Raw genomic sequence first — 24,132 nt, forward strand, 5'->3', positions numbered from 1 at the left:
ACCCCCTTGGCGATGGATGGTTCGGTAACGTTTCGACCGCCGCCAAGTCTAGAGCCACGTTGTCGCCCTGCCCCGCGCCGGTCGGTGCTTTAAGCTGGCTCACTGTGACTAACGGGACCGATGACCTCGACTTCGACTACGACGACGACGAGGACGAGGTCTATGACGACGAAGTCGCTGAGCCCAAACAGAACAAGAGCCTCAAGTGGGGCCTGGCCGCCGTTGTCGTGCTGGCCGTGGTCGCACTGGTCCTGGTCGGGGTGGTGCTGCTGGGCGGCGACCCCGGCAAGAGCACGCTGGACGGCTCGACCTCCAGCCGTAACGCGGCCGCTGCGGGCATCGCCAGCGCGGATGACACCGGGCCGGTCTCGATCATCATCAACGACCCCAGCTGCACCGCATGGGTCTCGATCAGTGGCAATTTGTCCAGCACCTTGTCCATGCTGGGACACGGCCACTGGAATGAGCGCGACCAGTCCATCCCGGCATCGGCGTGGAACGACGACCAGAAGCGGGAGTACATGGCCGCCGGGCAGGTGGTGCGCAATGCCGCCGCCCAGACCGTCGGCCTGGTGAAGCTGACCCCGCATCGGGTGATGCGTGAACTCTACGAGCAGTTCATCGCCTACGCGCGAACCTTCGTCGAGCACATCCCCAGCTACACCGAGCGCGACGCCGCCCTGGCCGGGACCGCGCACAGCGCGGCGTCGGCGCTGGCGGCCATCTGCGGGGCCGCCAACAACGGCTCGGCGGCTGCCCGCGGACCACTGGTCGAGGCGCAGGCCTCCCCCACCAAGGTCGCTTCGCCGGGCAATCCCGCCAACCCGCAGCGCTACCTGACCGGGTCGAACTCGGTGTGCGCGGATTGGAAGGCCACGCTGGACAAATTCGGTGCCGACGCCGCCGAGTGGCACGGCATGGATCCCACCATCCCGGCGACGTACTGGAACCCGCAGCAGAAGGCGATCAACCTGGCAGTCGGGCCCGTCATGATCAGCCTGGCCAACAAGATGCAGCAGCTGGGCCGGCGCAGCAATAACCCCACCCTGCAAGACTTCGCGGAGTTGTCCGCGCAGTACCGGCGGGCGTTCGTGCTGGCACTGCCGACCTACGACCCCTCCGACAACTCGTTGGCCAACGCCGCGACCTTCCTGTCCACCACGGTGCTGGGGGCATGTGCGTCGACAGCTATCAGCTAACTACAGACAGCTAGCTGTACTGACCACGGACGTTGGTGACGGCGTGGTGAGGTGACAAGACGAAGACCTCCGAGTGGAGTGCGAGCTGTCTAAGGAACGCAGTGCTCACTTCGGAGGTCTTCGTGGTTCACCGTAATGCCCCTTTGTCGGAAACCGGTCGTCTACGGCTGGCTCGTTGCATCGTCGATGACGGTTGGCGTTGCGCCGTGCTGCAGAGCGCTTCCAGGTGTCGGTGAACACCGCCGCACGTTGGGCGGGCCGTTATCGCGACGATGGCGCGGTCGCGATGGCCGATCGCAGCTCACGGCCTCATCGCAATCCGAATCGCACGCCCACGCGTACCGAGCGGCGCATCATCGGAGTTCGGGTCACCCGGCGGTGGGGGCCGGCGCGCATCGGCTACCTGCTCGGGGTGCACCCCTCGACGGTGCATCGGGTGCTGACCCGCTACGGCATCGCCAAGCTGCGCTGGCTTGACCGCGCCACCGGACGCGTCGTGCGGCGGATGGAGTCGTCGCGCTGTGGCGATCTGGTCCACGTCGATGTCAAGAAGCTGGGCAAGATCCCCGCCGGCGGCGGCTGGCGCATGCTGGGCCGTACGGTGGGCAATCGCAACGCCCAGGCCGACAAGTCCCGCGGCTGGCCTACTCCGAACTGCTGGCCGACGAGCGCAAGGAGACCGCCGCCGGGTTCTGGGAGCGAGCAAATGCCTGGTTCGCCGAACGCGGTATCACAGTCCGGACGGTGTTGACCGACAACGGATCCTGCTACCGATCACATGCCTTCCGCGATGCGCTCGGCCATATCGAACACCGCCGCACACGACCGTATCGACCGCAGACCAACGGCAAAGTGGAGAGATTCCACCGAACCCTGGCAGACGAATGGGCCTACGCGCGCCTCTACACCAGTGACACGGAACGTTGCCAGGGGTACCCCCGCTGGCTACACACCAACAATCACCACCGCGGCCACACAGCACTCAGCGGTCAACCACCAGCCAGCCGTGTACCTAACCTCTCTGGTCAGTACAGCTAGCTGCATCGCCCCGGTGAACCGGGGCGCGTGCCGGCGGCGTCCGCACTCCCCGGCACGCGTTCAGCGGCGCGCACCCCCGGGACTGCCGAACGCCCGAAACCGGGTGGCTCTCGCACGGTCAGGCCCCCGAAACCAGGCCCCCGAAATGCACGAAACCGGCGCAGCCTCTGTGGGCTGCGCCGGCTTCGTGAGGGCTTGCTGGGGTTCAGGCCCAGCTGGAGCCGACCGACGCGTCGGTGTTGGCCATGTTGTTCCCGGCGGTCTGCACCTTCTGACCGTGGGAGTTGGCCTGCTCGTAGATCACCGCGAAGTTGCGGCCCAACTGCGCCACGAACTCCTGGCAGGCCACCGAACCGGCGCCGCCCCAGAAGTCCCCGGCAGCCAGCACGTCGTGCACGATCGCCTGGTGCTCGGCTTCCAACGACGCCGCCTGGGCACGAATCAACGCACCGTGGGCATTGATATCACCGAACTGGTAGTTAATCGACATCTGCGTGATTCTCCCTCTTGCTCTAGCTGCCCGACAGGATCTGCTGCGACGCAGCTTCCTGCTGCTCGTAGTGGTTGGCGTCGCGGATCAAGCCGTCGCGCACGCTGTGCAACATGGTCACGATGTTGCGAAACGCGGTCTGCATCTGACCCATGGTGTCCAACGACGTCCGCTCCGCCAGACCACCCCAGCCGGCACCCGAGATGTTGGTCGACGACGCCCACATCCGGCGAGCCTCGTCCTCAACGGTCTGCGCGTGCACATCGAACCGGCCGGCCATCGCACGCATCGCGTCCGGGTCGGTCATAAAACGTGTTGCCATGATTCTTTCTCCCTACTTGCTCGAAATTCGTTGTGGTAGCCGGGCGCCGACCCGGCAGACACGGGTGTGTGTTGTGGCCCCTTCCGCTACCCGCCGGCCGGCGAACGGGGCATAACCTTGGGGGCTTTGGCGGCGACGGCACCCAGTCCGCGTCCGGCCATCGCGCCCATCAGCGCGTTGCCGAACGGGCCGCCGGGCAACCCTCCACCCGCCGACATGGCCTGGACGGGTGCGCTGACCGTGGTGGCCGGCAGCACTGGGGCGGCACGGACCATGCCGTCGGCCGCCATCGACCAGGCTTGCGGCACTTTGAGCGCGCCCATCGAGGCGGCCTGCCCGAGCTTGGCGGAGATGGCGCTGGTGGCCGAGCTGAAGTGGCCGGCCAGCACGCCGACCGCGCCTTGCAGCTTGTCGTTGACGAAGTCGCCGATCTGGGTCATCAGGGTGCCGGCGCCGCCGGCGCCCGTCTGTCCGGCCAAGGTGCCCGCGGTTCCGGCCGCACCGCCCATCCTGGCGAACTGCATCAGCATCGGCAGGAATCGCACCAGCATCATCGCGGGCCCGGACATCGTGTTGACCGGCGACATCATCGAGGCGATGGTTGTGGCCGCAACCTTGTCGCCGAACATCGCCGAGGGCAGGCCGACGGCGTCGATCAACCCACCGACGGTGGCAAGGTCATAGCCCGAGGGCGGGGTGACCGGGACGCCGGTCCCGGGAACCGGACCACCCTCAGCCGATCCCGGCGTGGTCGCCAATGCAGACTGCGGCGGCGGCGAGACCTGCTGCAGGGCATTGTTGTTGGCCTCGGCCGCGGCACTGTAAGTGTCCATCGCGGCGCCGTCGGTCGCCCACATGACCTCGTACTGGGCCTCCGTGGCCGCGATCGCCGGCGTGTTCTGGCCGAAGAAGTTGGTCGAGATCAGCGCCAGCAGCATCGCCCGGTTCGCCACGATCGCCGGGGGCGGCACCGACGCGGCACGGGCCGCTTCGAACAGCCCGGCGGCCTGGGTGGCCAGACCAGCGTTGGCCGCGGCGGTGGCCGCAGCCTGCTCCAACCAGACCACATAGGGAGCGGTCGCGGCGGTCGCCGAAGCAGAGCCGATACCGGTCCACGTCGAGTCCAGGTTGGCGATCACCGAGTGGGTCGCCGTGGCCGTCGTGACCAACTCGGCAGCCAGTTGGCTCCATGCCTCTGCGGCTTGAAGCAGCGGAGCCGAGCCCGGGCCGGTATAGATCAACCCGGAGTTGATCTCCGGCGGAAAGATACTGAAACTCATCGATGCGCCCCGCTTCAGCCGGCGGCCGCTGCGTTGACGGCCTCGGTGAGGGCGTAGGCGTTGGCGTTGCTGCTCAGGGTGGCCACGATCTGCTGGTGCACTGCAGTCGCCTGCGCGCTGACCTCCTGGAACAGCGCCCCGTGCGCCCCGAACTGGGCAGCGGTGATGGCCGACACCACATCGGCGGCCGGCGCGACCACCCCTGTCGTGGGCGCGGCAGCGGCTGTGACCCCTGCGGCCATGGAGTCGCCGATTCCGGAAAGGCTTCCGGCGGCCGCCGTCAGAAACTCTGGCTGAGCGGTAACGAACGACATTGTTCCTCCTGGGGGTCGTGCAAGGCGTCTCTGGGGGGATGTTTGATATTCGAAGTTAGCGTCAATACTTGACGTACGTCACTCTAGCGGACAGTTGTAATAACGGTCTGATAAAGCTGTGGCTGCAGTGACGAACGGCAACTCGGCGCCGGGGCAAAGCACGGGCCCAAGGAGACGGGTTGAGACGTTCACCGCGCAGACGACCTCTCTAAAGAGCTGGGCAGATAGCTGGCGGGCCGTCGCGGGGGGGTTCCACTGCGGCCGGATGCAGACCGTAACACCGGCGCGAACATGGGGTACAGCGCCGCGACAAACATTCAGTAAAGCTTTGGGATCTGGTCAGACAACGCTGGATTCGCTTAGCCAGAGCGTGGGATTGGCCCTATCCAACCCGCCGAAGCAGCCCTGGGGCCGGGCGCCGGTGTGCAAAGCTAAGGTGCCCCATCGGTCGGCCGCCGCCGGCCCCACGGACAACCCCACGGAGCGTGCGATGACCTTCAACGAGGGTATGCGGATCGATACGAGCACCACCTCCTCGGGCGGCGGCGGCCGCGGCATCGCCATCGGCGGCGGCGTGGCCGGACTGGTGGTCCTGGTGGTGGCTCTGTTGCTGGGAGCCGATCCCGGCGAAGTCCTGAGCCAGCAGCCGGTGGATTCCGCGCAATACAGCGCGCCGGGATTCGATCTCAACAAGTGCCGCACCGGGCAGGACGCCAACAAATATGTGCAATGCCGGGTGGTCGCGACCGCCAATTCGGTGGACGCGGTCTGGTCGGACCTGATGCGGGGCTACACCCGGCCGCGGGTGCAGCTGTTCAGTGGACAGACGTCCACCGGCTGCGGGGCTGCCACCAGCGCGGTAGGGCCGTTCTACTGCCCGGTGGACCAGACCGCCTACTTCGACACCGACTTCTTCACTGTGCTGGTGGACCGATTCGGTTCCAGCAGCGGACCGCTCGCGCAGGAGTACGTCGTCGCCCACGAATTCGGACACCACGTGCAGAACCTGCTCGGCGTGCTCGGCCGGGCCCAGCACGGCGCGCAGGGCCCCACCGGTGCCGGTGTCCGCACGGAACTGCAGGCCGACTGCTATGCCGGCGTGTGGGCCCACTATGCGTCGGTGACCAAGCAGGAAGGCACCGGCGTGCCGTTTTTGGAGCCGCTGACCGATGCCGACATCCGCGACGCCTTGTCGGCGGCGTCGTCGGTGGGCGACGACCGCATCCAGCAGGCCGCGACCGGCCGGGTCAACCCGGAGTCCTGGACGCATGGCGCATCGACGCAGCGTCAGCACTGGTTCACCGTCGGCTACCAGACCGGCGACCCCGACAAGTGCGACACCTTCGCCGCACGTGACCTGGGCTAGCCCCGACGCAAGCCGGGAAGCGTTCCCGCCGTACCCCGGCGCCGGCCCGGCGGCGTCATGGCTGACCGATCCGCGGTGAACACCGAACTGCTGTTCTCCTACGGCACGCTGCAGCTTGCGCAGGTGCAGCGCAGCACGTTCGGGCGCGAGCTCGACGGCCGGCCGGACGCGATCGCCGGCTACGAGCTCGACTACGTCACGATCACCGATCCCCACGTGGTGGCGGTCAGCGGCAGCGACCGCCACCCGATACTGCGCCCCGCGCCAGGCGCATACGTGGCCGGCACCGTGTTCGCGATCAGCGCCGCGGAGCTGGCCGCCGCCGACGACTACGAAGTCGACGTCTACCGGCGAATCGCGGTTCCGCTGCGCTCCGGCGCGCGGGCCTGGGTTTATGTGTTCGCCGACTGAATCGGAGCTAGCTCACCACGGCCGGGTGGCGCAGGAAACGCCGCTGCCCCCCTGCTGCGACACCACCACCTCGCCGTCGACGGCGATCTCGCAGTGAAACTCCGGGTTGATCCGCAGGCCCCCACTGGCGGTGACCAGCGCCCACTGGGCGGGATCGGCCAGCGTGGTGGTGTAGACCACCGGCTCGCCGCCGGCGATCGGCACGCGGACGGTCTCGAGGTACTCCGCGGAGTTGGCGTTGTAGGCCGCCATGCTCGGCGGATCGGTCTTGATGTAGGAGATGTTGCCGGTCAGGTCACTGGTGGCGGTGATGGTGTAGGTGACCTCGTGCCCGCCCGCCACGCCGAGCTTCGGGGCTTCGGCTGAGGGCTCGGACGCATTCTCGGTCGGCGTGGCGGCCGGGCTGGGGGTCGGGCTGGCGGCCGGGCTGGGGGTCGGGCTGGGCGCCGCCGACTCCGCCGAGGATTCTGTCGAGGGCTCCGGCTCCGCCAATGCCGTCGGCTGGCCGCAGAGCAGTCCGCCCGCCGTCACCAAAAGCACTGCGCCGAGCCCGGATGTCGCCTTTTGCATCATCGTCATACCCGGAAACGGTACCGGAGTGCCGTCTACGACGAGGGCCGGCAAACGCAAGTCACCGATGCGTTGGCCGCGTCAGCCGCCGCTCACGCGGGCCCGGACCTGGGCCACCACGTCCTCGATCGCGACGTCGACCTGCTCGCCGGTGGTCAGGAGTTTGACGCCGACGGTGCCGGCCTGCAGATCGCGGTCGCCGGCGACGAGGGCCACCACGGCCCCGGAACGGTCGGCCGCCCGCATCGCGCCTTTGAGACCGCGGTCCCCGTAAGCCAGATCCACCCGCAGCCCGGCCTCGCGCAGGCGAGCGGCGATCACCGCCAACTGCAGCTTGGCAGACTCGGAAAGCCCCACGCCGAACACGTCGCAGCGCGTCGAGCGCCCCACGGTTTTACCCTCGGCGGCCAGCGCGAGCAGGGTGCGGTCCACACCCAGGCCGAAGCCGATACCGGACAGGTCCTGCCCGCCCAGCTGCCGCATCAGGCCGTCGTAGCGGCCGCCACCGCCGATCCCCGACTGCGCGCCCAATCCGTCGTGCACGAATTCGAAGGTGGTCTTGGTGTAGTAATCCAGACCGCGCACCATCCGCGGATTGATGACGTAGGGCACCTGCAACGCGTCCAGATGCGCCAGCACGGTGTCGAAGTGCGTCCGGGCGGCCTCCGACAGGTGCTCGAGCATGAGCGGGGCGTCGGCGGTCATCTCCCGCACATGTGGGCGCTTGTCGTCGAGCACGCGCAGCGGATTGATCTCGGCGCGGCGGCGCGTCTCCTCGTCCAGGTCCAGGCCGAACAGGAACTGCTGCAGCAACTCCCGGTAGGCGGGCCGGCAGGTGTCGTCACCCAGCGAGGTGATCTCCAGCCGGAAGCCCTCCAGGCCCAGGGAACGGAACCCCTCGTCGGCGACGGCGATCACCTCGGCGTCCAGCGCGGGATCGTCCACGCCGATAGCCTCGACCCCGACCTGTTGCAGCTGCCGGTAACGGCCGGCCTGCGGCCGCTCGTACCGGAAGAACGGACCGGAATAGCAGAGTTTGACCGGCAATTGGCCCCGGTCCAGTCCGTGCTCGATCACGGCGCGCATCACGCCCGCGGTGCCCTCGGGCCGCAGGGTCACCGAACGCTCGCCCCGGTCGGCGAAGGTGTACATCTCTTTGGAGACCACGTCGGTGGACTCCCCCACCCCGCGCGCGAACAGGGCGGTGTCCTCGAAGATCGGCAGCTCGATATCGCCGTAGCCGGCGCGGCGAGCGACCGCCAACAGGCCGTCGCGAACCGCGACGAAACCGGCGGAGGCCGGCGGAACGTAATCGGGCACCCCTTTGGGTGCGGCAAACGTGCTCACGCGCTCAGCCCTTCCAGGAACGGGTTGTTACGGCGCTCGGCACCGATGGTGGTCTGGGGTCCGTGACCGGGTAACACCACGGTCGCGTCGTCGAGACACAGCAACTTCCCGACGATCGAGGTCAGCAGATCGCGCCCGCTGCCACCGGGCAAATCGGTGCGTCCCACCGAATTCTGAAACAGTGTGTCACCGCTGAACACCACCTCGGCGGCGTCGCCTTCGACCCGGAAGATCACCGAACCGCGGGTGTGGCCGGGCGTATGGTCCACGGTCACGGCGGTGTCGCCCAGGCCCAGCACCGCGCCGTCGCGATCCAGTTCGATCAGCTGCCGGGGCTCGGTGAACATCACCTTGCTCAGCACACCGAACAACGCCTGCCCGGGAACCGTTCCGAACGAGCGCACGGGGTCGGTGAGCATGTAGCGGTCCTCGGGGTGGATGTAGGTGGGGCAACCATAGGTGTCGGAAACCTTCTGCGCCGACCAGATGTGGTCGATGTGACCGTGGGTGAGCAACACCGCCGCCGGCGTCAGCCGATTCTCGTCGAGAACGCGCCGCAGCCTGGCCATCGCGCGTTGTCCGGGGTCGACGACGACGGCGTCCGCACCCTGCCGCGGCGCCACCACGTAGCAGTTGCACGCCAGCATCCCCGCGGGGAATCCGGTGACCAACACGCCGACCAGTTTCCCATTGCGCGCCGGTCCGGCGGTGACGCGGGCAGCCTAGACGCGCTCTGGCACACTTGAGGGCCGACTCAACCAGCAAGCCAGGAGGTTACTGCCGGTGCCCACGAACTCCGAACGACGTGCCGCCGCCAAGCGCAGTCTGGACCGACAACTTGAGCAGCGCGCCGAGGCAGCCCGCAAGCAGCGCCGGCTGCTGATAATCCTCGGCGCCGTGGCGGCCGTACTGCTGATCGCCGGGGTGGTGTTCGTCGTGCTGCGCGACGACGACCCGGGCAATGTCAACGCCGGCGGCTCGTCGGGATCGGAGACGTCGCAGGCCGACTCCCCGGCCGCCGCCGCCGGGAAGCTGCCGAAATTCACCGCGTCGCCCCAGCTGGGCGCCGACTGCCAGTACCCGAAGGGCCGGCCGGCCACCAAACCCGTCGATCCGCCCCGGTCCGGCAAGGTGCCGACCGAGCCGGCCGAGGTGAGCGTGTCGATGATGACCGACCAGGGGCCCATCGGCCTGATGCTCGACAACGCCCAGTCCCCGTGCACGGTCAACAGCTTCATCAGCCTTGCCGCCAAGGACTTCTTCAAAGACACCCAGTGCCACCGGCTCACCACGTCGCCGACGTTGAGCGTGCTGCAGTGCGGGGATCCCGCCGGCGACGGCACCGGCGGCCCGGGGTATGAGTTCGACAACGAATACCCCACCGACCAGTACGCCCCGGGAGATCCCGCGGCCCAGCGCGCGGTCACCTACCCCCGCGGCACCGTGGCGATGGCCAATGCCGGCCCGGGCACAAACGGCAGCCAGTTCTTCCTGGTGTACAAGGATTCGCTGCTGCCGCCGCAGTACACGGTGTTCGGCCGGATCCAGGACGACGGGCTGGCCACCCTGGACAAGATCGCCGCGGCCGGGGTGCAGGGCGGCGGCGAGGACGGTCCGCCCGCAACCAAGGTGACCGTCAAGTCGGTGCAGGCCGACTGACGGCGGCGACGGCTCGCGACCAGGGCCGCGTATTCCCCGGAATCTGCGGCCCCGGTTGCCCGCCGGGGCGGTTGGCCTGGCGCGGCTATGCCGCTGAGGTCACCCGGTAGACGTCGTACACACCCTCGACGTTGCGGACCACGTTGAGCAGGTGCCCGAGGTGTTTGGGGTCGCCCATCTCGAAGGTGAACCGGCTGATCGCGACCCGGTCGCGGGAGGTGGTGACCGAAGCGGACAAGATATTGACCTTCTCGTCGGCGAGCACCTTGGTGATGTCCGAGAGCAGCCGATGCCGGTCGAGAGCCTCGACCTGGATCGCGACCAGAAACACCGAGGAAGGCGACGGCGCCCACTTGACCTCGATGATCCGCTCGTCCTGCTGACGCAGCGCGCCGGCGTTGGTGCAGTCGGTGCGGTGTACCGACACCCCGCCGCCTCGCGTGACGAAACCCATGATCTCGTCACCGGGCACCGGGGTGCAGCACTTGGCCAGCTTGGTCAGGACGCCGGTGGCGCCGGGAACCGCCACGCCGACGTCGTCGGAGTGCCGCTCGCGGCGCGGGAGGGTCAGCGGGGTGGAACGCTCGGCCAGATCCTCTTCGGCCTGGTCCACCCCGCCCAGTTGCGCCACCAGTCGCTGCACCACGTGTTGCGCCGAGATGTGGTTCTCGCCCACTGCGGTGTACAGCGCCGACACGTCGCTGTAGTGCAGTTCGCGGGCCACCGCCGCCATCGACTCGCCGTTGACCAGGCGCTGCAGCGGCAGGCCCGCCCGGCGCACCTCGCGCGCCATCGCGTCCTTGCCGGACTCCAGCGCCTCCTCGCGGCGCTCCTTGGCGAACCACTGGCGGATCTTGGCCTTGGCACGCGGGGACACCACGAACTGCTGCCAGTCCCGCGACGGCCCGGCGTTCTGCGCCTTCGAGGTGAAGACCTCGACCACTTCCCCGTTATCCAGCTTGCGTTCCAAGGCCACCAACCGGCCGTTGACCCGAGCGCCGATACAGCGGTGACCGACCTCGGTGTGCACGGCGTAGGCGAAGTCCACGGGCGTGGAGCCGGTGGGCAGGGTGATCACGTCGCCCTTGGGGGTGAACACGAAAATCTCTTTGACCGCAAGGTCGTAACGCAGCGACTCGAGGAACTCGCCCGGGTCGGCCGCCTCCCGCTGCCAGTCCAGCAGCTGACGCATCCAGGCCATATCGTCGATCTCGGCAACGCTATTCAGATGCGGAACACCGTTGCGGCCCTTGGCTTCTTTGTAGCGCCAGTGCGCCGCGATGCCGTACTCGGCGGTGCGGTGCATCTCCCGGGTGCGGATCTGGATCTCCAGCGGCTTGCCCTCCGGGCCGATCACGGTGGTGTGCAGCGACTGGTAGACCCCGTAGCGCGGTTGGGCGATGTAGTCCTTGAACCGGCCGGCCATCGGCTGCCACAGCGAGTGCACGACACCGACCGCGGCGTAGCAGTCCCGGATCTCGTCGCACAGAATCCGCAGGCCGACAAGGTCGTAGATGTCATCGAAGTCGCGGCCCCGCACGATCATCTTCTGATAGATCGACCAGTAGTGCTTGGGCCGGCCCTCGACGGTGGCGGTGATCTTCGACTTCGCCAGAGTGTTGACGATCTCAGCGCGGACTTTGGCCAGGTAGGTGTCCCGCGACGGCGCCCGATCGGCGACCAGGCGCACGATCTCCTCGTAACGCTTCGGGTGCAGGATCGCGAAGGACAGGTCTTCAAGCTCCCACTTGACGGTGGCCATACCCAGCCGATGCGCAAGGGGCGCAATGACTTCCAGTGTCTCGCGCGCCTTGCGGGCCTGCTTCTCGGGCGCCAGGAAGCGGATGGTGCGCATGTTGTGCAGCCGGTCGGCGACCTTGATCACCAGCACGCGGGGATCCCGCGCCATCGCGATCACCATCTTGCGGATGGTCTCGGCCTCCGCGGCGGTGCCCAGCACCACCTTGTCCAGCTTGGTCACCCCGTCGACCAGGTGGGCGACCTCGTCACCGAACTCGCCCCCCAGCGCCGCCAGGGTGTAACCGGTGTCCTCGACGGTGTCGTGCAGCAACGCGGCCACCAGGGTGATGGTGTCCATGCCCAGCTCGGCCAGAATGGTCGCCACAGCCACCGGGTGGGTGATGTAGGGATCCCCCGAATGGCGTAGCTGGGTGGCGTGGCGTTGCTCGGCGACCTCATAGGCACGCTGGAGCAGAGCCAGATTGGCCTTCGGATAGTACTGCCGGTGCACCGCCACCAGCGGCTCCAGCACCGGGCTCAGCGCCCCCCGCTGCGCCGTGATGCGACGGGCGATCCGGGCCCGCACCCGCCGGGAGGCGCTGGTGGGGACCTTGAGCAGGTCGGTGCGCTCGGTGGGCGAATCCTGGGCAACCGCCTCCGAGACCGCAATCGGCTGGCTTGTGTCAGCGCTGGACCGATCGCGGTCGGAGCCCTGACCCAAGCCCTGCTCCAAGCCTTGTTCAGGGCCCACTGTGCTCACCTCCGACCACGAGAATATCGGCTAAATCAGGTGCAGTCGTTCGAGCCGCAGCGGAGCCACGGCGGCTCGCCCGCCCAGCCCGGCCAGCTCCAGCACCACCGCCGCCGCGACCACCTCGGCTCCTGCCCGGGTCAGCAACCGCCGCGTTGCGGCCAGGGTACCGCCGGTGGCCAGAACGTCGTCGAGGATCACCACACGCCGGCCGGCCAGGTCGACTCCGTCCGCGGGGATCTCCAACACCGCGGTGCCGTACTCGAGCTGGTACCGCTCCGAGAGCACCGGCGGCGGCAACTTGCCGCCCTTGCGCACAGCCAGGGCCCCCACCCCGAGCCGGTCGGCGACCGCCCCGGCCAGCAGGAAACCGCGGGCGTCGATGCCGGCCACCAGGTCTGCTCCGGCGGCGGCCCGCGCCAGGGCATCGGTGACCACCGCCAGGCCCGCCGCGTCGGCGAACACCGGGGTGAGGTCCTTGAAGGCGACTCCCGGCGTGGGGAAATCCGGCACCTCGCGGATCAGCGCCGCGATGATCTCGCCGGCGCCCGCCGCCGACTCCGCGTTGCTCACTGTTTGAGCTCCCAGCGGTCCATATTCCAGCCCGCGCCCCACCGGGTGGGGTTGGCCGCCACACCGTAGGTCTTCTTCGACGACAACAGGGTGCGCTGCTGGCGGTAGAGGGGCAGCGTGGGCATGTCCGCCCACAGCACGGGGGCGCTCTCGCCCAGGAGCCGGACCATCTCGGTGGGGTCGGCTGTGACGGCCAGGGCCGAGATGATGCCGTCGATCTGATCGTTGTGGTAGCCGGACAGGTTGTTGCCGTTGCCGCTGAACAGCTCGTAGGCGTCCACGGCCGAGGATCCGCTCGAGCCGCTGCCGGTGGAGCCCCCGGTACTGGCGAGCAACACGTCGATGCGCCCGTCGCGCAGCGCCTGCGGGCCGATGCTGTCGGCGGCCACTTCGGTGACGCTGACGCCGGCCGGCGCGCACGAGGCGGTGATCGCACCGACCACCGCCGCCAGGCGGGTGTTGGGACCGCGGTAGCCGATGCGCACCGCCAGCGGCCTGCCGTCCAGCGCATCACGGGCCGCGTCGGGGTCCGCGCGGGCGAACTGCTGGGCCTCGGGCACGTTCTCGGCCTGGTCGAAGGCGTCGTCGATGGCGGTGTTGAGCCGGGAGTTCACCACCGGAAGACCCGCGTCGCCGGCGATGACGTCGCGCGGGGTGCACAAGGCCACCGCCCGGCGTGCCGGTGTCTCCGAGAGCGGGCCCGTGGGCGCGAAGATGAGCTGTTGGATGCCGCCGGACGGGCTGTCAGTGCTGTCGTAGTCATCCGGGGGGATCAACGACCCGGCGGAGCCGGTCGCCATGTCGACGACCTCGATGACGCGCTTGTTGACCCGCTCGGCGATGTCGGCGGTCTGCGGCCAGACCGTGACCCGCTTGGTGACCGGCTTGGCGCCCCACCACAGGTCATTGGCCACCAGCACCACCGCGCCGCCGTCCAGCACCGAGTCGATTCTGTAGGGCCCCGACGACGGAAATTTCCGCAGGTCGGCGTTGTGGTCGAGCTGCCAGGTGGTGTTCCAGGCCTCGGCGATCCGGGCGATCACGTCCTCGGCGGGGCCGAGCCTGCCCAGCACGGCATCGGTGGTGTTAACACCGAGCTTGTCGCTGATGATGTGCGACGGCATCATCGAGGTCGCGGTGAACAGTTCCTCATAGTCGACGATGTTGCGATCCGGGAAGAACGACACCCGGGCCTTCTTGGTGCCCGGCTGGCATTCGATGTTCTCGATGTCGAGGTAACCGGCGCGGCTGGCGGCGTCGAATCCGGCGAACCGGCCGGACTGGGCGGCCCACGCGAGCACCAGGTCGTCGCAGGTGATGGGCTCGCCGTCGGAGTACACCGCCGCGTCGGAGATCTGGTAGTCCAGCACCAGCGGGGCGCGACCCACCACCGAGATGCTGCCGAAGTCGTGGTCGGTGACGATCTGACCGTCCGGGCCGTGATAGCCGAAGCCGATCAGCGTGCGGGAGAAGGCCTGCGGCCCCGCCGACGCGGCGCCGGCCACGGTGGTGCTGTTGTAGGTGCTCAGTCCGCCGTCAACGGCGTAGTCGATCTGGTCGACGGTGGCACTGGTGCACGACGGCACCGACGCGACGCCGAGGCCGGTGGCGATCGCCACCACCCACGCCGCAGCGCGCCGACAGCGGACCGCCATCGCCGGTTACCGGCCGGCGCCTGGCTTGCCGGTCGGACGCTGGCTGCGCCGGCTGGTAGGCCGGGCCGGCTTTGCCCCGGGGGTCGGGGCTCCCGGAGCCGTTGACACCACGACCTGCTCACCATCGTCTCCGGCGGGCTCGGCGCCGTTGTCGCTGTCGGAATCCTCCGCACCGTCGGCAGCCGCCGGCCCGGCTTTGGACCCGGCCGCGGCGTTGCGCCGCCGCATCACCCGGCGGTTGTGGTTCTGCACCAGCTCGGTGCGCTCCCGCAGGGTCACCAGCAGCGGTGTGGCCAGGTAGATCGACGAATAGGTACCCACGACCACGCCGACGAGCTGCACCAGGGCGAGGTCTTGCAGGGTTCCCACCCCCAGCAGCCACACCGCGACCACCATCAGCGACATGATCGGCAGTGCCGAGATCAGGCTGGTGTTGATCGACCGCATGAAGGTCTGGTTGACGGCCAGGTTGGCTTCCTCGGCGTAGGTGCGCCGGGTTTTGTGCTCGAACCCGCTGGTGTTCTCCTCGACTTTGTCGAACACGATGACGGTGTCGTAGATGGAGAACCCGAGGATGGTCAACAAGCCGATGACGGTGGCCGGCGTGACCTCGAACCCGACCAGGGAGTACACGCCGGCGGTCACCAGGATGTCGAAGACCATCGACACCATCGCCGACAGCGTCATGAACCACTCGTAGCGCACGGTGATGTACAACGACGCCAGCAGCAGGAACACCACCAGCGCGATCACCGCCTTCTGGGTGATCTGCCCGCCCCAGGTCTCCGAGACCGCCGAGTCGCTGATGGCCTGCTTGCTGGGCTGCCCGTCGGGGCCATTCGGCTGGAAGGCCTCGAACAGGTCGTCGCGCAGCTTCTCGGTCTGTGCGTTGGTGAGCGTCTCAGCGCGGATCTGCACCGTCGCGGAGTTGCCGTTGCCCACCACGACCACCGATTCGGGGCTGGTGCCGACACTCTTGCGGAACACCTCTTCGACCTGCGTGACCGAGGTGTCGCCGCGGGGGAACGAGACCTTCGTGCCGCCGGCGAAGTCGATACCGAAGGTGAAGCCGCGGACGAGGATGCTGACGATGGCGATGGCCACCATGGCGCCGCTGATCGCGTACCACATCTTGCGGCGGCCGATGACCTCGAACGCGCCGGTACCGGTGTAGAGCCGGGACAGGAAGCTGTGCTCGGGCGCCTTGGGCGCTACCGCGGTGCGCTTCTTGGCGGGCTGGGCCGCGGCCGCGTCCTTCTTTGCGGGCTTCGCGGCGCTCTTGGTGCTCGGTTTGGCCATCTGGCTATCCCTGTCCCGTCGACTGGGCGGTTACCCGCGTGCGCGCTTTGGCTCCGGACTTGCCGCTCGTTCCGCCTCCCGATTTCGCCACCGCCCGCCGCTCACGTGCCACCTGCTGGACCGCCCCGAGACCGTTGTAGGACGGTTTGGCCAGCGTCGGCGACTTGGAAGCCAGGTAGACCAGTGGCCAGGTCACCAGGAACACCACCACCAGGTCGAGGATCGTGGTCAGCCCCAGCGTGAAGGCGAAGCCCTTCACCTGGCCCACCGCCAGGAAATAGAGCACCGCCGCGGCCAGGAAGGTGACCGCGTTGCCGGACACGATGGTCTTGCGGGCTCGCGTCCACCCGCGTGGTACGGCCGACCGGAACGAGCGGCCCTCACGGATCTCGTCCTTGATGCGTTCGAAGAACACCACGAACGAGTCCGCGGTGGTGCCGATACCGATGATCAGACCGGCGATACCGGCCAGGTCAAGCGTGTAGTTGATATAGCGGCCCAGTAGCACCAGGATCGCGTACACCATGGCTCCGGCCACCACCAGCGACAGCGCGGTCAGCACGCCGAGCACTCGGTAATAGAGCAACGAGTAGACCAGCACGAGCACCAGACCGATCGCACCGGCGATCAGACCCGCCCGCAGCGAGGTCATGCCCAGCGTGGCCGAGACGGTTTCGGCTTCCGAGGATTCGAACGACAGCGGCAGCGATCCGTACTTCAACACGTTGGCCAGCTGACGCGCGCCGTCCGGCGTGAAGCCCGGCGAGCCGCCGGTGATCTGGGTCCGGCCGCCGGGTATGGCTTCCTGGATCTGCGGTGCGCTGACCACCTGGGAGTCCAGCGTGAACGCGGTCTGGGTGCCGATGTGGGTGGCGGTGTAGTCGGCCCACACGTCGGCAGCGCCGCTCTTGAACTGCAGCTGCACGATGTTGGAGCCGCTGCGCTGGTCCATACCCGAACTGGCGTCGGCGATCTGGTCGCCACTGATGATCGACGGCGCGAGCAGGTAGGCGGTCTGCTGGTCCTGCGAGCAGGTGACCAGCGGCAGGTCCGGGTCGTCGTTGCCCGCGAGGATGTCCTCTTTGTCGCAGCGTCCCGCCTGGATCTGCAGGGCCAGCGCCTGCACTACCTTGTTGTCGCTTTGCCGCAGCCGCTTCTCGGCGGCGATCCGAGCCGCCAGACCCTGCGCCTCGTCGCCCTGACCGGGCAGCCCGGGCAGCCCAGGCAGGCCGGGAAGACCGGGAAGACCGGGCAGGCCGGGGAAGGCAGGACTCGGTGCGCCGGGGGCCGGAGCGTTGGGCAACGATCCCGGTACGCCCGGTTCCGGGGCGGTCGCCGAGGTGCCGGGAGTGGGTTCGTCGGAGCCGGTACCACCCGGGGTGGGCGTCGGCTCCTGCGGGAAGGGCCGCGGCTGGGCGGCCGGGGCGGAAGGCTGCTGCGGAACGGCAGCGCCGCCCCCACCGAACAGGCCTTGCCCGCCCGCACCACCGAACAGGCCTTGCCCGCCCGCGCCTGGGCCGCCGGGCAGGGTCTGGCCACCCGTGGCCGGCGAGCCGGGCTGGCCGGAAGGCAGCCCTGGCAGGCCGGGAAGCTGCCCGGCGCCGCCGCCGGCACCGGGAGGCAGGCCGGGAAGGCCGGGGATGCCACCGCCGGCACCGGGAGGCAGGCCGGGAAGGCCGGGCACGCCGCCGCCGAGACCGGGCATCCGGCCTGCGGCCTGGGCCGCCTCCTGTACCGAAACCCCGTTGATCACCGGACGGATGTAGAGCCTGGCCGTCTGGCCCAGGGTGCGGGCCTCGTTGCCGTCGCTGCCCGGCACCGTGATGACCAGGTTGCTGCCGTCGATGATGACCTCGGAACCCGAGACCCCCAGCCCGTTGACCCGGGCACTGATGATCTGTTGCGCCTGGTTGAGCGCTTCCCGGGTCGGCGCGGAGCCGTCCGGGGTACGTGCGGTCAGCGTCACCCGGGTGCCGCCCTGCAGGTCGATACCCAGCTTGGGCTCGGCGAGCTTGTTTCCGGTCAGGAAAACCAGCAGGTAGACGCCGATGAGCATTGCCAGGAACACCGCCAGGTTGCGGGCAGGGTGCACCGGAGCCGAAGGCGATGCCACGTTGTTTCAGTCTCCTTCGCTCTTTGCGCACTGCGCGCTGGTGATCCTCGGGGCCGGCCCATACCCGGGCGGCCCGCAGCGATCAGTACCACTGCACCCGCAAAAGGGTACGTGCCCGGCTGGCCGACGCAATCGTTGGGCGGGCGTTCCGCGCGTCGGGTGCGTGTCCGGCAGTCCGGACGGCGCCGGCCCGCCGGGAATGCCTGGGCCCCGGTCCGCGGCCGGTGCCGCGTCAGGCGCCTTCGACGGCCTGCTCGACCGGCGCGTCTGCGGTGAGCTCCTCCGGCTCGATCTTGTCCCGCACGGCCAGCTTCATCCAGGTGGTCACCACACCCGGCGCGATCTCCAGGTCGACATAGTCCTCGGTGATGCCGGTGATGGTGGCCTGCAGACCCGATGTCGTGTGCACCCGGTCACCGACCTGCAGCGACTCGTGCAGGTCGATGGTGGCCTGCATAGCGCGCTTCTGCCGCCGCGAGGCAAAGAACATGAACGCGCCCATGACAAGGAGCAGCGGCAGGAAGGCAACCATGTTTTCCATAACGACAACCGATCTTTCGACTTGTTCGAATGAGTCTTCGGCACCGGCCACCCGAGGTGTGGCGGGCCCATACGATGCCACCAGTGTGCCACTGTGTCCGGCGACCGCGCGTCGGCACCATCGCCCACCGCTTAGGCTGTCGGTGAACGGGGGCAGTCGAGGGAAGGTTGGCCGATGAGGAACTTCGCGTGTGGGCTGGCGACCGCCGTCGCCATGGCAGCGGCTCCCCTGGCGCTGGGCGCACTTGCCATGCCCGCCGTGGGCTCTGCGGAGCCGCTGAACTGCCCGGCCGGCCAGTACTGGGAGCCGAGCACCAACACCTGCATGCCCCTGGGCCAGGGGCCGACACCGCTGGGCTGCCCGGGCGGCCAGTACTGGGAGCCGAGCACCAACACCTGCATGCCGGTGGGGCAAGGGCCGACACCGCTGGACTGCCCGCCCGGCCAATGGTGGAACCCCTTCGGCGACGCCTGCCGGCCACTCGGCCAGCTCTGAGCCGCGGTCAGGATCGCCGAGAAAGGCCCTCCACCATGACCGTGCCGCCGCTGCAGAGCCGCCACCTGGCCACCGAGATCCCCGGTCCCGGCTCGGTGCAGCTGGCGCGTCGCCGCGCGGCGGCCGTGGCCCGCGGGGTGAGCAGCACCCTGCCGGTTTACGTGGCCCGGGCCGGCGGCGGGGTGGTGGAGGATGTCGACGGCAACCGCCTGATCGATCTGGGCTCGGGTATCGCGGTGACCACAGTGGGCAACGCCGCCCCCCGCGTAGTGGACGCGGTGCGGCGTCAGGTCGCCGAGTTCACCCACACCTGCTTCATGGTGGCGCCCTATGAGGGGTATGTGGCCGTCGCGGAAGCCCTGAACCGGTTGACCCCCGGTCAGTTCGAGAAGCGGTCGGTGCTGCTCAACTCCGGTGCCGAAGCTGTGGAGAACGCCGTCAAGATCGCCCGGTCCTACACCCGCAGACCGGCGGTGGCGGCGTTTGAGCACGGTTATCACGGCCGCACCAACCTGACGATGGCGCTCACCGCCAAGGCGATGCCGTACAAAAGCGGGTTCGGCCCGTTCGCGCCCGACGTCTATCGCGCACCGGGGTCCTATCCCTACCGGGACAGCCTGATCGACGCAGAGCTGGCCCGCGACGGCCGACGGGCCGCCGAACGCACCATCGGCGTCCTGGAGAACCAGATCGGCGCCGACAACCTGGCCGCGGTCGTGATCGAACCCATCCAGGGTGAGGGCGGGTTCATCGTCCCGGCACCCGGATTTCTGCCCGCGCTGCTGGCGTGGTGCCGCGACAACGGTGTGGTGTTCATCGCCGACGAGGTGCAGACCGGCTTCGCCCGCACCGGGGCGATGTTCGCCTGTGAGCACGAGGGGATGGCACCCGATCTGATCTGCACCGCCAAGGGCATCGGCGGGGGGATGCCGTTGGGCGCGGTCACCGGGCGAGCCGACATCATGGACGCTCCGCACGTCAGCGGGCTGGGCGGCACGTTCGGCGGCAACCCGGTCGCCTGCGCCGCAGCGCTGGGGGCGCTGGCTGCCGTCGAGGATGACGACCTGGTCGGACGCGCCGGGCAGCTGGAACGACTGATGTTCCAGCGGCTGAAGCGCTTGCAGGCCGACGACGATCGGATCGGCGACGTCCGTGGGCGCGGCGCCATGATCGCGATCGAGCTGGTGCGGCCCGGCACGAGCGAACCGGATGCCGAGCTGACCAAGGCACTGGCCGCGGCGTGTCATCGCGCCGGGGTGATCGTGCTGACGTGCGGCACGTCCGGCAACGTGGTGCGGCTGCTGCCGCCGCTGACCATCAGCGACGAACTGCTGTCCGAGGGCCTGGACGTCCTGGCCGGCGAACTCGGCCGGCTCTGACCGGCTGCCCTACTCGAACAAGCCCTGCTGCCCGAGGCCGCCGGCACCGGCCGGCGGCACCATGCCCAGATGTGTCCAGGCCGCCGGTGTCGCCACGCGGCCCCGGGGGGTGCGTGCCACCATCCCGGCGCGCACCAGGAAGGGCTCACAGACCTCTTCGACGGTGGTGGCTTCCTCGCCCACCGCAACGGCCAGCGTGGAGACCCCGACCGGACCTCCGCCGAAGCTTTTGGTCAGCGCCGACAGCACGGCGCGGTCCAGCCGGTCCAGGCCCAGCTCGTCGACGTCGTAGACCGCCAGGGCAGCTTTGGCCACGTCGCGGGTGATCACACCGTCGGCCCGCACCTCGGCATAGTCACGCACCCGTCGCAGCAGTCGGTTGGCGATGCGCGGCGTCCCCCGCGACCGGCGCGCCACCTCCGCGGCCGCCTCAGGGCCCAGCTCGATCCCGAGGATCTTCGCCGAGCGCGCCAGCACCCGCTGCAGCTCGGCCGGTTCGTAGAAATCCATGTGCGCGGTGAAACCGAACCGGTCGCGCAACGGGCCGGTGAGCGCGCCGGAACGGGTGGTGGCACCGACCAGGGTGAACGGCGCCACTTCCAGGGGAATCGAGGTGGCGCCAGGGCCTTTCCCGACCACGACGTCGACGCGGAAATCCTCCATCGCCAGGTAGAGCATCTCCTCGGCGGGCCGCGCGATGCGGTGGATCTCGTCGATGAACAGCACGTCGTGCTCGACCAGGTTCGACAGCATCGCGGCCAGGTCTCCGGCACGTTCCAGTGCCGGCCCCGAGGTCAGCCGCAACGAACTGCCCAGCTCGCTGGCGATGATCATGGCCAGCGACGTCTTGCCCAGGCCGGGCGGTCCGGACAGCAGGATGTGGTCCGGTGTGCCGCCACGGTTTTTGGCGCCCTCGAGCACCAGCTGCAACTGCTCGCGGACGCGGGGCTGGCCGATGAACTCGGCCAGGCTGCGTGGGCGCAGACCGGCGTCGATGTCGCCCTCGCCGACGGTCAGCGCCGGGGACACCTCGCGGTCTTCATCGCCGGACTGGCTCACTTGGTCTTCCCCAGCCGGCTCAGCGCGGTCCGCAACACCTCAGAGGTGCTCGCGTCGGGATTGTCGGCCAGGACCTTGTCGGTGGTCTCCTCGGCCTGCTTTGCGGCGAAGCCGAGCCCGATGAGGGCTTCGATCACCGGTGCGCGCACCGCGTGACCGCTGACGACGGCGCTGCCAGAGGCGGCCACCGGGCCGATCTTGTCGCGCAGTTCCAGCACCAGGCGCTCCGCTCCGCGCTTACCGATGCCGGGCACCCGGGTCAGCGCAGCGACGTCCCCGTCCGCGAGCGCCCGGCGCAGGGCGGCCGCGTCGTAGACCGCCAGGGTCGCCAAGGCGATCTTGGGTCCGATACCGGAGACCCCGATCAGCGTGAGAAACAGATCGCGGGCCTCGGCGTCGGGGAAACCGTAGAGCGTCATGGAATCTTCCCGAACGATCATCGCGGTGATCAGCCGGGATTCACCGCCGCGGCGCAGCATCGACAAGGTCGCCGGGGTTGCCATCAGCTTGTAACCCACCCCGGCGGCCTCGATCACCGCATGATCGAGCGCGATGTCGATGACCTCGCCGCGCACCGACGCGATCATGCGCGGGCCGCCTTGAGCTTGGCGGTGTACTTGCGGCGCTGTTCGGCGGCCAGCGCCTCGGCCGCAGCCATCCGGGCGATCATCGGGGCCCGCCAGCAGTGGCAGATCGCCAGCGCCAGCGCGTCGGCGGCATCGGCGGGGGTCGGCTTCTGCTGCAGGCCGAGAATCCGGGTGATCATTGCAGTGACCTGCGCTTTGTCGGCCGAGCCGTTGCCGGTCACCGCCGCCTTGACCTCGCTGGGGGTGTGAAAGTGCACGGGGATGCCGCGGCGCGCGGCCTGTAGCGCGATCACCCCGCCGGCCTGCGCGGTGCCCATCACGGTGGAGACGTTCTGCTGGGCGAACACCCGCTCGACCGCGAGGACATCCGGCCGGTGGGTGTCGAGCCAGTGTTCAGCGGTGTCACTGATGGTCAGCAGCCGCTGCGGCAGCGCCTGATCGGCCGGGGTGCGCACCACGTCGACATCCAAGGCGATGACCTGACGGCCCGTCCCGCCCTCGACCACCGACAGCCCACACCGTGTGAGCCCGGGGTCGACACCCATCACCCGCATCCGAGTCCTCTCCCGCTCCGAACAATTGTTCGACAGCTTAGTGGGGATCGGCACACAGGACGGATGCGACACGCGGCGGCCCGGCACCCCCGGCCGAGGTCACTCGTGGGCGGTGCGGCCTGCTGCGGGTTTATTCGGCTTCGAGGGCGGCCAGCACCTCATCGGACACATCGACATTGGTCCACACGTTCTGCACGTCGTCACTGTCCTCAAGCGCCTCGACCAGCTTGAACACCTTACGAGCCGCCTCGACATCGACCGCCACACTCACCGACGGCACAAAACTGGCCTCCGCCGACTCATAATCGATCCCCGCCTCCACCAGCGCCGAACGCACCGCCACCAAATCCCCCGGCTCCGACACCACCTCGAAGCTCTCCCCCAGATCATTGACATCCTCAGCACCGGCATCCAACACCGCCGCCAACACGTCATCCTCGGACAACCCGTTCTTATCCAAGGTCACCGTGCCCTTACGACTGAACAGATACGCCACCGACCCCGGATCGGCCATCGCCCCACCATTGCGCGTCATCGCCACCCGCACCTCACTGGCAGCACGATTACGGTTGTCGGTCAAACACTCGATCAACACCGCCACCCCATTCGGCCCATACCCCTCATAGGTGATCGTCTGATAATCCGCCCCACCGGCTTCCTCACCAGCACCACGCTTACGCGCCCGCTCAATATTGTCATTGGGCACCGAGTTCTTCTTCGCCTTCTGAATGGCATCGAACAACGTCGGATTACCCGACGGATCACCACCACCAACCCGCGCCGCAACCTCGATATTCTTAATCAACCGCGCAAAATTCTTCCCACGACGCGCGTCGATGACCGCCTTCTTGTGCTTCGTGGTAGCCCACTTGGAATGGCCGCTCATCGATCACCTACCTCACTGTCGCAAAAAAAATCGGCGCGACGAGTCTACGCGCGCCCTTCGTTACCGCCTGCGGACAACGTGGGCGTGCGGCCCGATCCCCCGCTTCCCGGACGTTGGGTCATGCCCGGCGTCGCGATTCGACTCAAAAAGATTTCAGCCTGCGCCGCCCTGCGGTCCGCTGTAGCCAGCCGGTGCACAGCACCGCAGGGCCGAGGCGCAGACGCCCACGATGGTCGGCATCCGCGCTCGGGCCGGTAACCCGATGCGGCGCGAGGCCGCGGCGCGGCGCGGTGCCCGCCGGGCAGCACCGATCCACTGGCCATAATGGCCCGCGCTGCCTTATTTCCGTTGCAGCACAGGGCTTTCGCTCTGCCGATCGATCTGTATGCCGACGACCGCGCTGCCCTGCTCGGCATCTCCGAGGCCACGTCCCGACCCCCTGAGACCACCGGCGTACCGGCGCCGCCGGTCAGCCAACCCGAACCACCAACGGCGACGGCGGGG

General features: G+C 68.7%; 23 protein-coding genes and 1 pseudogene. 7 read left to right on the forward strand and 17 right to left on the reverse strand.

Annotated elements, in window-relative coordinates:
* Positions 1-104: 104 nt before the first annotated feature.
* Both G6N14_RS08960 and G6N14_RS08965 read left to right on the forward strand, forming a co-directional pair.
* On the forward strand, positions 105-1,199 hold the full coding sequence (locus G6N14_RS08960) for an ESX-1 system-associated protein (RefSeq protein WP_085134530.1): 1,095 nt from the start codon (positions 105-107) through the stop codon (positions 1,197-1,199).
* A 122-nt stretch (positions 1,200-1,321) separates the two neighbouring features.
* A pseudogene (locus G6N14_RS08965) lies at positions 1,322-2,237 on the forward strand (IS481 family transposase).
* 205 nt (positions 2,238-2,442) lie between these two features.
* Here G6N14_RS08965 and G6N14_RS08970 read toward each other — a convergent pair.
* The 4 genes from G6N14_RS08970 to G6N14_RS08985 form a co-directional block, all read right to left on the reverse strand.
* Positions 2,443-2,727 (reverse strand): WXG100 family type VII secretion target, encoded by a 285-nt coding sequence (locus tag G6N14_RS08970; protein WP_163787104.1) that lies wholly within the window; start codon positions 2,725-2,727, stop codon positions 2,443-2,445.
* Between the two features lie 22 nt (positions 2,728-2,749).
* Positions 2,750-3,049, reverse strand: a complete 300-nt coding sequence (locus G6N14_RS08975; RefSeq protein ID WP_085133792.1) for a WXG100 family type VII secretion target — start codon at positions 3,047-3,049, stop codon at positions 2,750-2,752.
* A gap of 86 nt (positions 3,050-3,135) precedes the next feature.
* Positions 3,136-4,329, reverse strand: coding sequence for a PPE family protein (locus G6N14_RS08980; protein ID WP_085133793.1), 1,194 nt, complete (start codon positions 4,327-4,329; stop codon positions 3,136-3,138).
* A gap of 14 nt (positions 4,330-4,343) precedes the next feature.
* Positions 4,344-4,643, reverse strand: a complete 300-nt coding sequence (locus G6N14_RS08985; protein WP_085133794.1) for a PE family protein — start codon at positions 4,641-4,643, stop codon at positions 4,344-4,346.
* Between the two features lie 490 nt (positions 4,644-5,133).
* Between G6N14_RS08985 and ypfJ the strand changes: the two genes are divergently transcribed.
* Complete coding sequence (ypfJ, locus tag G6N14_RS08990; RefSeq protein WP_085133795.1) at positions 5,134-6,009, forward strand: KPN_02809 family neutral zinc metallopeptidase; 876 nt, start codon at positions 5,134-5,136, stop codon at positions 6,007-6,009.
* Positions 6,010-6,066: 57 nt separating this feature from the next.
* Positions 6,067-6,420, forward strand: a complete 354-nt coding sequence (locus G6N14_RS08995) for a gamma-glutamylcyclotransferase family protein (RefSeq protein ID WP_085133796.1) — start codon at positions 6,067-6,069, stop codon at positions 6,418-6,420.
* 12 nt (positions 6,421-6,432) lie between these two features.
* Here G6N14_RS08995 and G6N14_RS21360 read toward each other — a convergent pair whose 3' ends face one another.
* From G6N14_RS21360 to G6N14_RS09010, 3 genes are all read right to left on the reverse strand, one after another.
* A complete protein-coding gene (locus tag G6N14_RS21360; protein ID WP_085133809.1) occupies positions 6,433-6,762 on the reverse strand; it encodes an Rv2576c family protein in 330 nt (109 codons plus the stop codon).
* Between the two features lie 309 nt (positions 6,763-7,071).
* Positions 7,072-8,337 carry a histidine--tRNA ligase gene (gene hisS, locus G6N14_RS09005; RefSeq protein WP_085133797.1) on the reverse strand — a complete coding sequence of 422 codons (1,266 nt, stop codon included), beginning with the start codon at positions 8,335-8,337 and terminating at the stop codon, positions 7,072-7,074.
* Positions 8,334-9,011, reverse strand: a complete 678-nt coding sequence (locus G6N14_RS09010) for an MBL fold metallo-hydrolase (protein ID WP_046320610.1) — start codon at positions 9,009-9,011, stop codon at positions 8,334-8,336. The genes hisS and G6N14_RS09010 overlap by 4 nt, the downstream gene beginning before the upstream one ends.
* 109 nt (positions 9,012-9,120) lie before the next feature.
* On the opposite strand from G6N14_RS09010, the gene G6N14_RS09015 reads away from it, so the two are divergent.
* Positions 9,121-9,996, forward strand: coding sequence for a peptidylprolyl isomerase (locus G6N14_RS09015; RefSeq protein ID WP_085133798.1), 876 nt, complete (start codon positions 9,121-9,123; stop codon positions 9,994-9,996).
* An 85-nt stretch (positions 9,997-10,081) separates the two neighbouring features.
* Here G6N14_RS09015 and G6N14_RS09020 read toward each other — a convergent pair whose 3' ends face one another.
* The 6 genes from G6N14_RS09020 to yajC all read right to left on the reverse strand — a co-directional run bounded on the left by G6N14_RS09020 (position 10,082) and on the right by yajC (position 18,668).
* Entirely contained in the window at positions 10,082-12,406 is a 2,325-nt protein-coding gene (locus tag G6N14_RS09020) for a RelA/SpoT family protein (protein WP_085133810.1), read from the reverse strand.
* A gap of 111 nt (positions 12,407-12,517) precedes the next feature.
* Positions 12,518-13,060: an adenine phosphoribosyltransferase gene (locus G6N14_RS09025; RefSeq protein ID WP_085133799.1), complete on the reverse strand. Its 543-nt coding sequence runs from the start codon at positions 13,058-13,060 to the stop codon at positions 12,518-12,520.
* Positions 13,057-14,715: an ABC transporter substrate-binding protein gene (locus tag G6N14_RS09030; protein WP_085133800.1), complete on the reverse strand. Its 1,659-nt coding sequence runs from the start codon at positions 14,713-14,715 to the stop codon at positions 13,057-13,059. The genes G6N14_RS09025 and G6N14_RS09030 overlap by 4 nt, the downstream gene beginning before the upstream one ends.
* 6 nt (positions 14,716-14,721) lie before the next feature.
* Positions 14,722-16,014: a protein translocase subunit SecF gene (gene secF / locus G6N14_RS09035; protein WP_085133801.1), complete on the reverse strand. Its 1,293-nt coding sequence runs from the start codon at positions 16,012-16,014 to the stop codon at positions 14,722-14,724.
* A 4-nt stretch (positions 16,015-16,018) separates the two neighbouring features.
* The gene (secD, locus tag G6N14_RS09040; RefSeq protein WP_085133802.1) at positions 16,019-18,127 is read right to left on the reverse strand and encodes a protein translocase subunit SecD; all 2,109 of its coding nucleotides are present in this window, start codon (positions 18,125-18,127) and stop codon (positions 16,019-16,021) included.
* Between the two features lie 232 nt (positions 18,128-18,359).
* On the reverse strand, positions 18,360-18,668 hold the full coding sequence (yajC, locus tag G6N14_RS09045; RefSeq protein ID WP_085133803.1) for a preprotein translocase subunit YajC: 309 nt from the start codon (positions 18,666-18,668) through the stop codon (positions 18,360-18,362).
* Between the two features lie 174 nt (positions 18,669-18,842).
* Here yajC and G6N14_RS09050 point away from each other — a divergent pair, with 174 nt between their 5' ends.
* Both G6N14_RS09050 and gabT read left to right on the forward strand, forming a co-directional pair.
* Positions 18,843-19,163, forward strand: coding sequence for a hypothetical protein (locus G6N14_RS09050; RefSeq protein WP_085133804.1), 321 nt, complete (start codon positions 18,843-18,845; stop codon positions 19,161-19,163).
* A 35-nt stretch (positions 19,164-19,198) separates the two neighbouring features.
* A complete protein-coding gene (gene gabT / locus G6N14_RS09055) occupies positions 19,199-20,542 on the forward strand; it encodes a 4-aminobutyrate--2-oxoglutarate transaminase (RefSeq protein WP_085133805.1) in 1,344 nt (447 codons plus the stop codon).
* Positions 20,543-20,551: 9 nt separating this feature from the next.
* Here the strand turns inward: gabT and ruvB are convergent, their stop codons facing one another.
* The 4 genes from ruvB to G6N14_RS09075 all read right to left on the reverse strand — a co-directional run bounded on the left by ruvB (position 20,552) and on the right by G6N14_RS09075 (position 23,628).
* A complete protein-coding gene (gene ruvB / locus G6N14_RS09060; protein WP_085133806.1) occupies positions 20,552-21,601 on the reverse strand; it encodes a Holliday junction branch migration DNA helicase RuvB in 1,050 nt (349 codons plus the stop codon).
* Entirely contained in the window at positions 21,598-22,188 is a 591-nt protein-coding gene (gene ruvA / locus G6N14_RS09065; protein WP_085133807.1) for a Holliday junction branch migration protein RuvA, read from the reverse strand. The genes ruvB and ruvA overlap by 4 nt, the downstream gene beginning before the upstream one ends.
* On the reverse strand, positions 22,185-22,742 hold the full coding sequence (gene ruvC, locus G6N14_RS09070) for a crossover junction endodeoxyribonuclease RuvC (RefSeq protein WP_085133808.1): 558 nt from the start codon (positions 22,740-22,742) through the stop codon (positions 22,185-22,187). Before ruvC ends, ruvA begins: the two co-directional genes overlap by 4 nt.
* A 130-nt stretch (positions 22,743-22,872) precedes the next feature.
* Positions 22,873-23,628: a YebC/PmpR family DNA-binding transcriptional regulator gene (locus G6N14_RS09075; RefSeq protein ID WP_163787107.1), complete on the reverse strand. Its 756-nt coding sequence runs from the start codon at positions 23,626-23,628 to the stop codon at positions 22,873-22,875.
* Positions 23,629-24,132: the final 504 nt, after the last annotated feature.

Source organism: Mycolicibacter hiberniae, assembly GCF_010729485.1.
GTDB lineage: Bacteria > Actinomycetota > Actinomycetes > Mycobacteriales > Mycobacteriaceae > Mycobacterium > Mycobacterium hiberniae.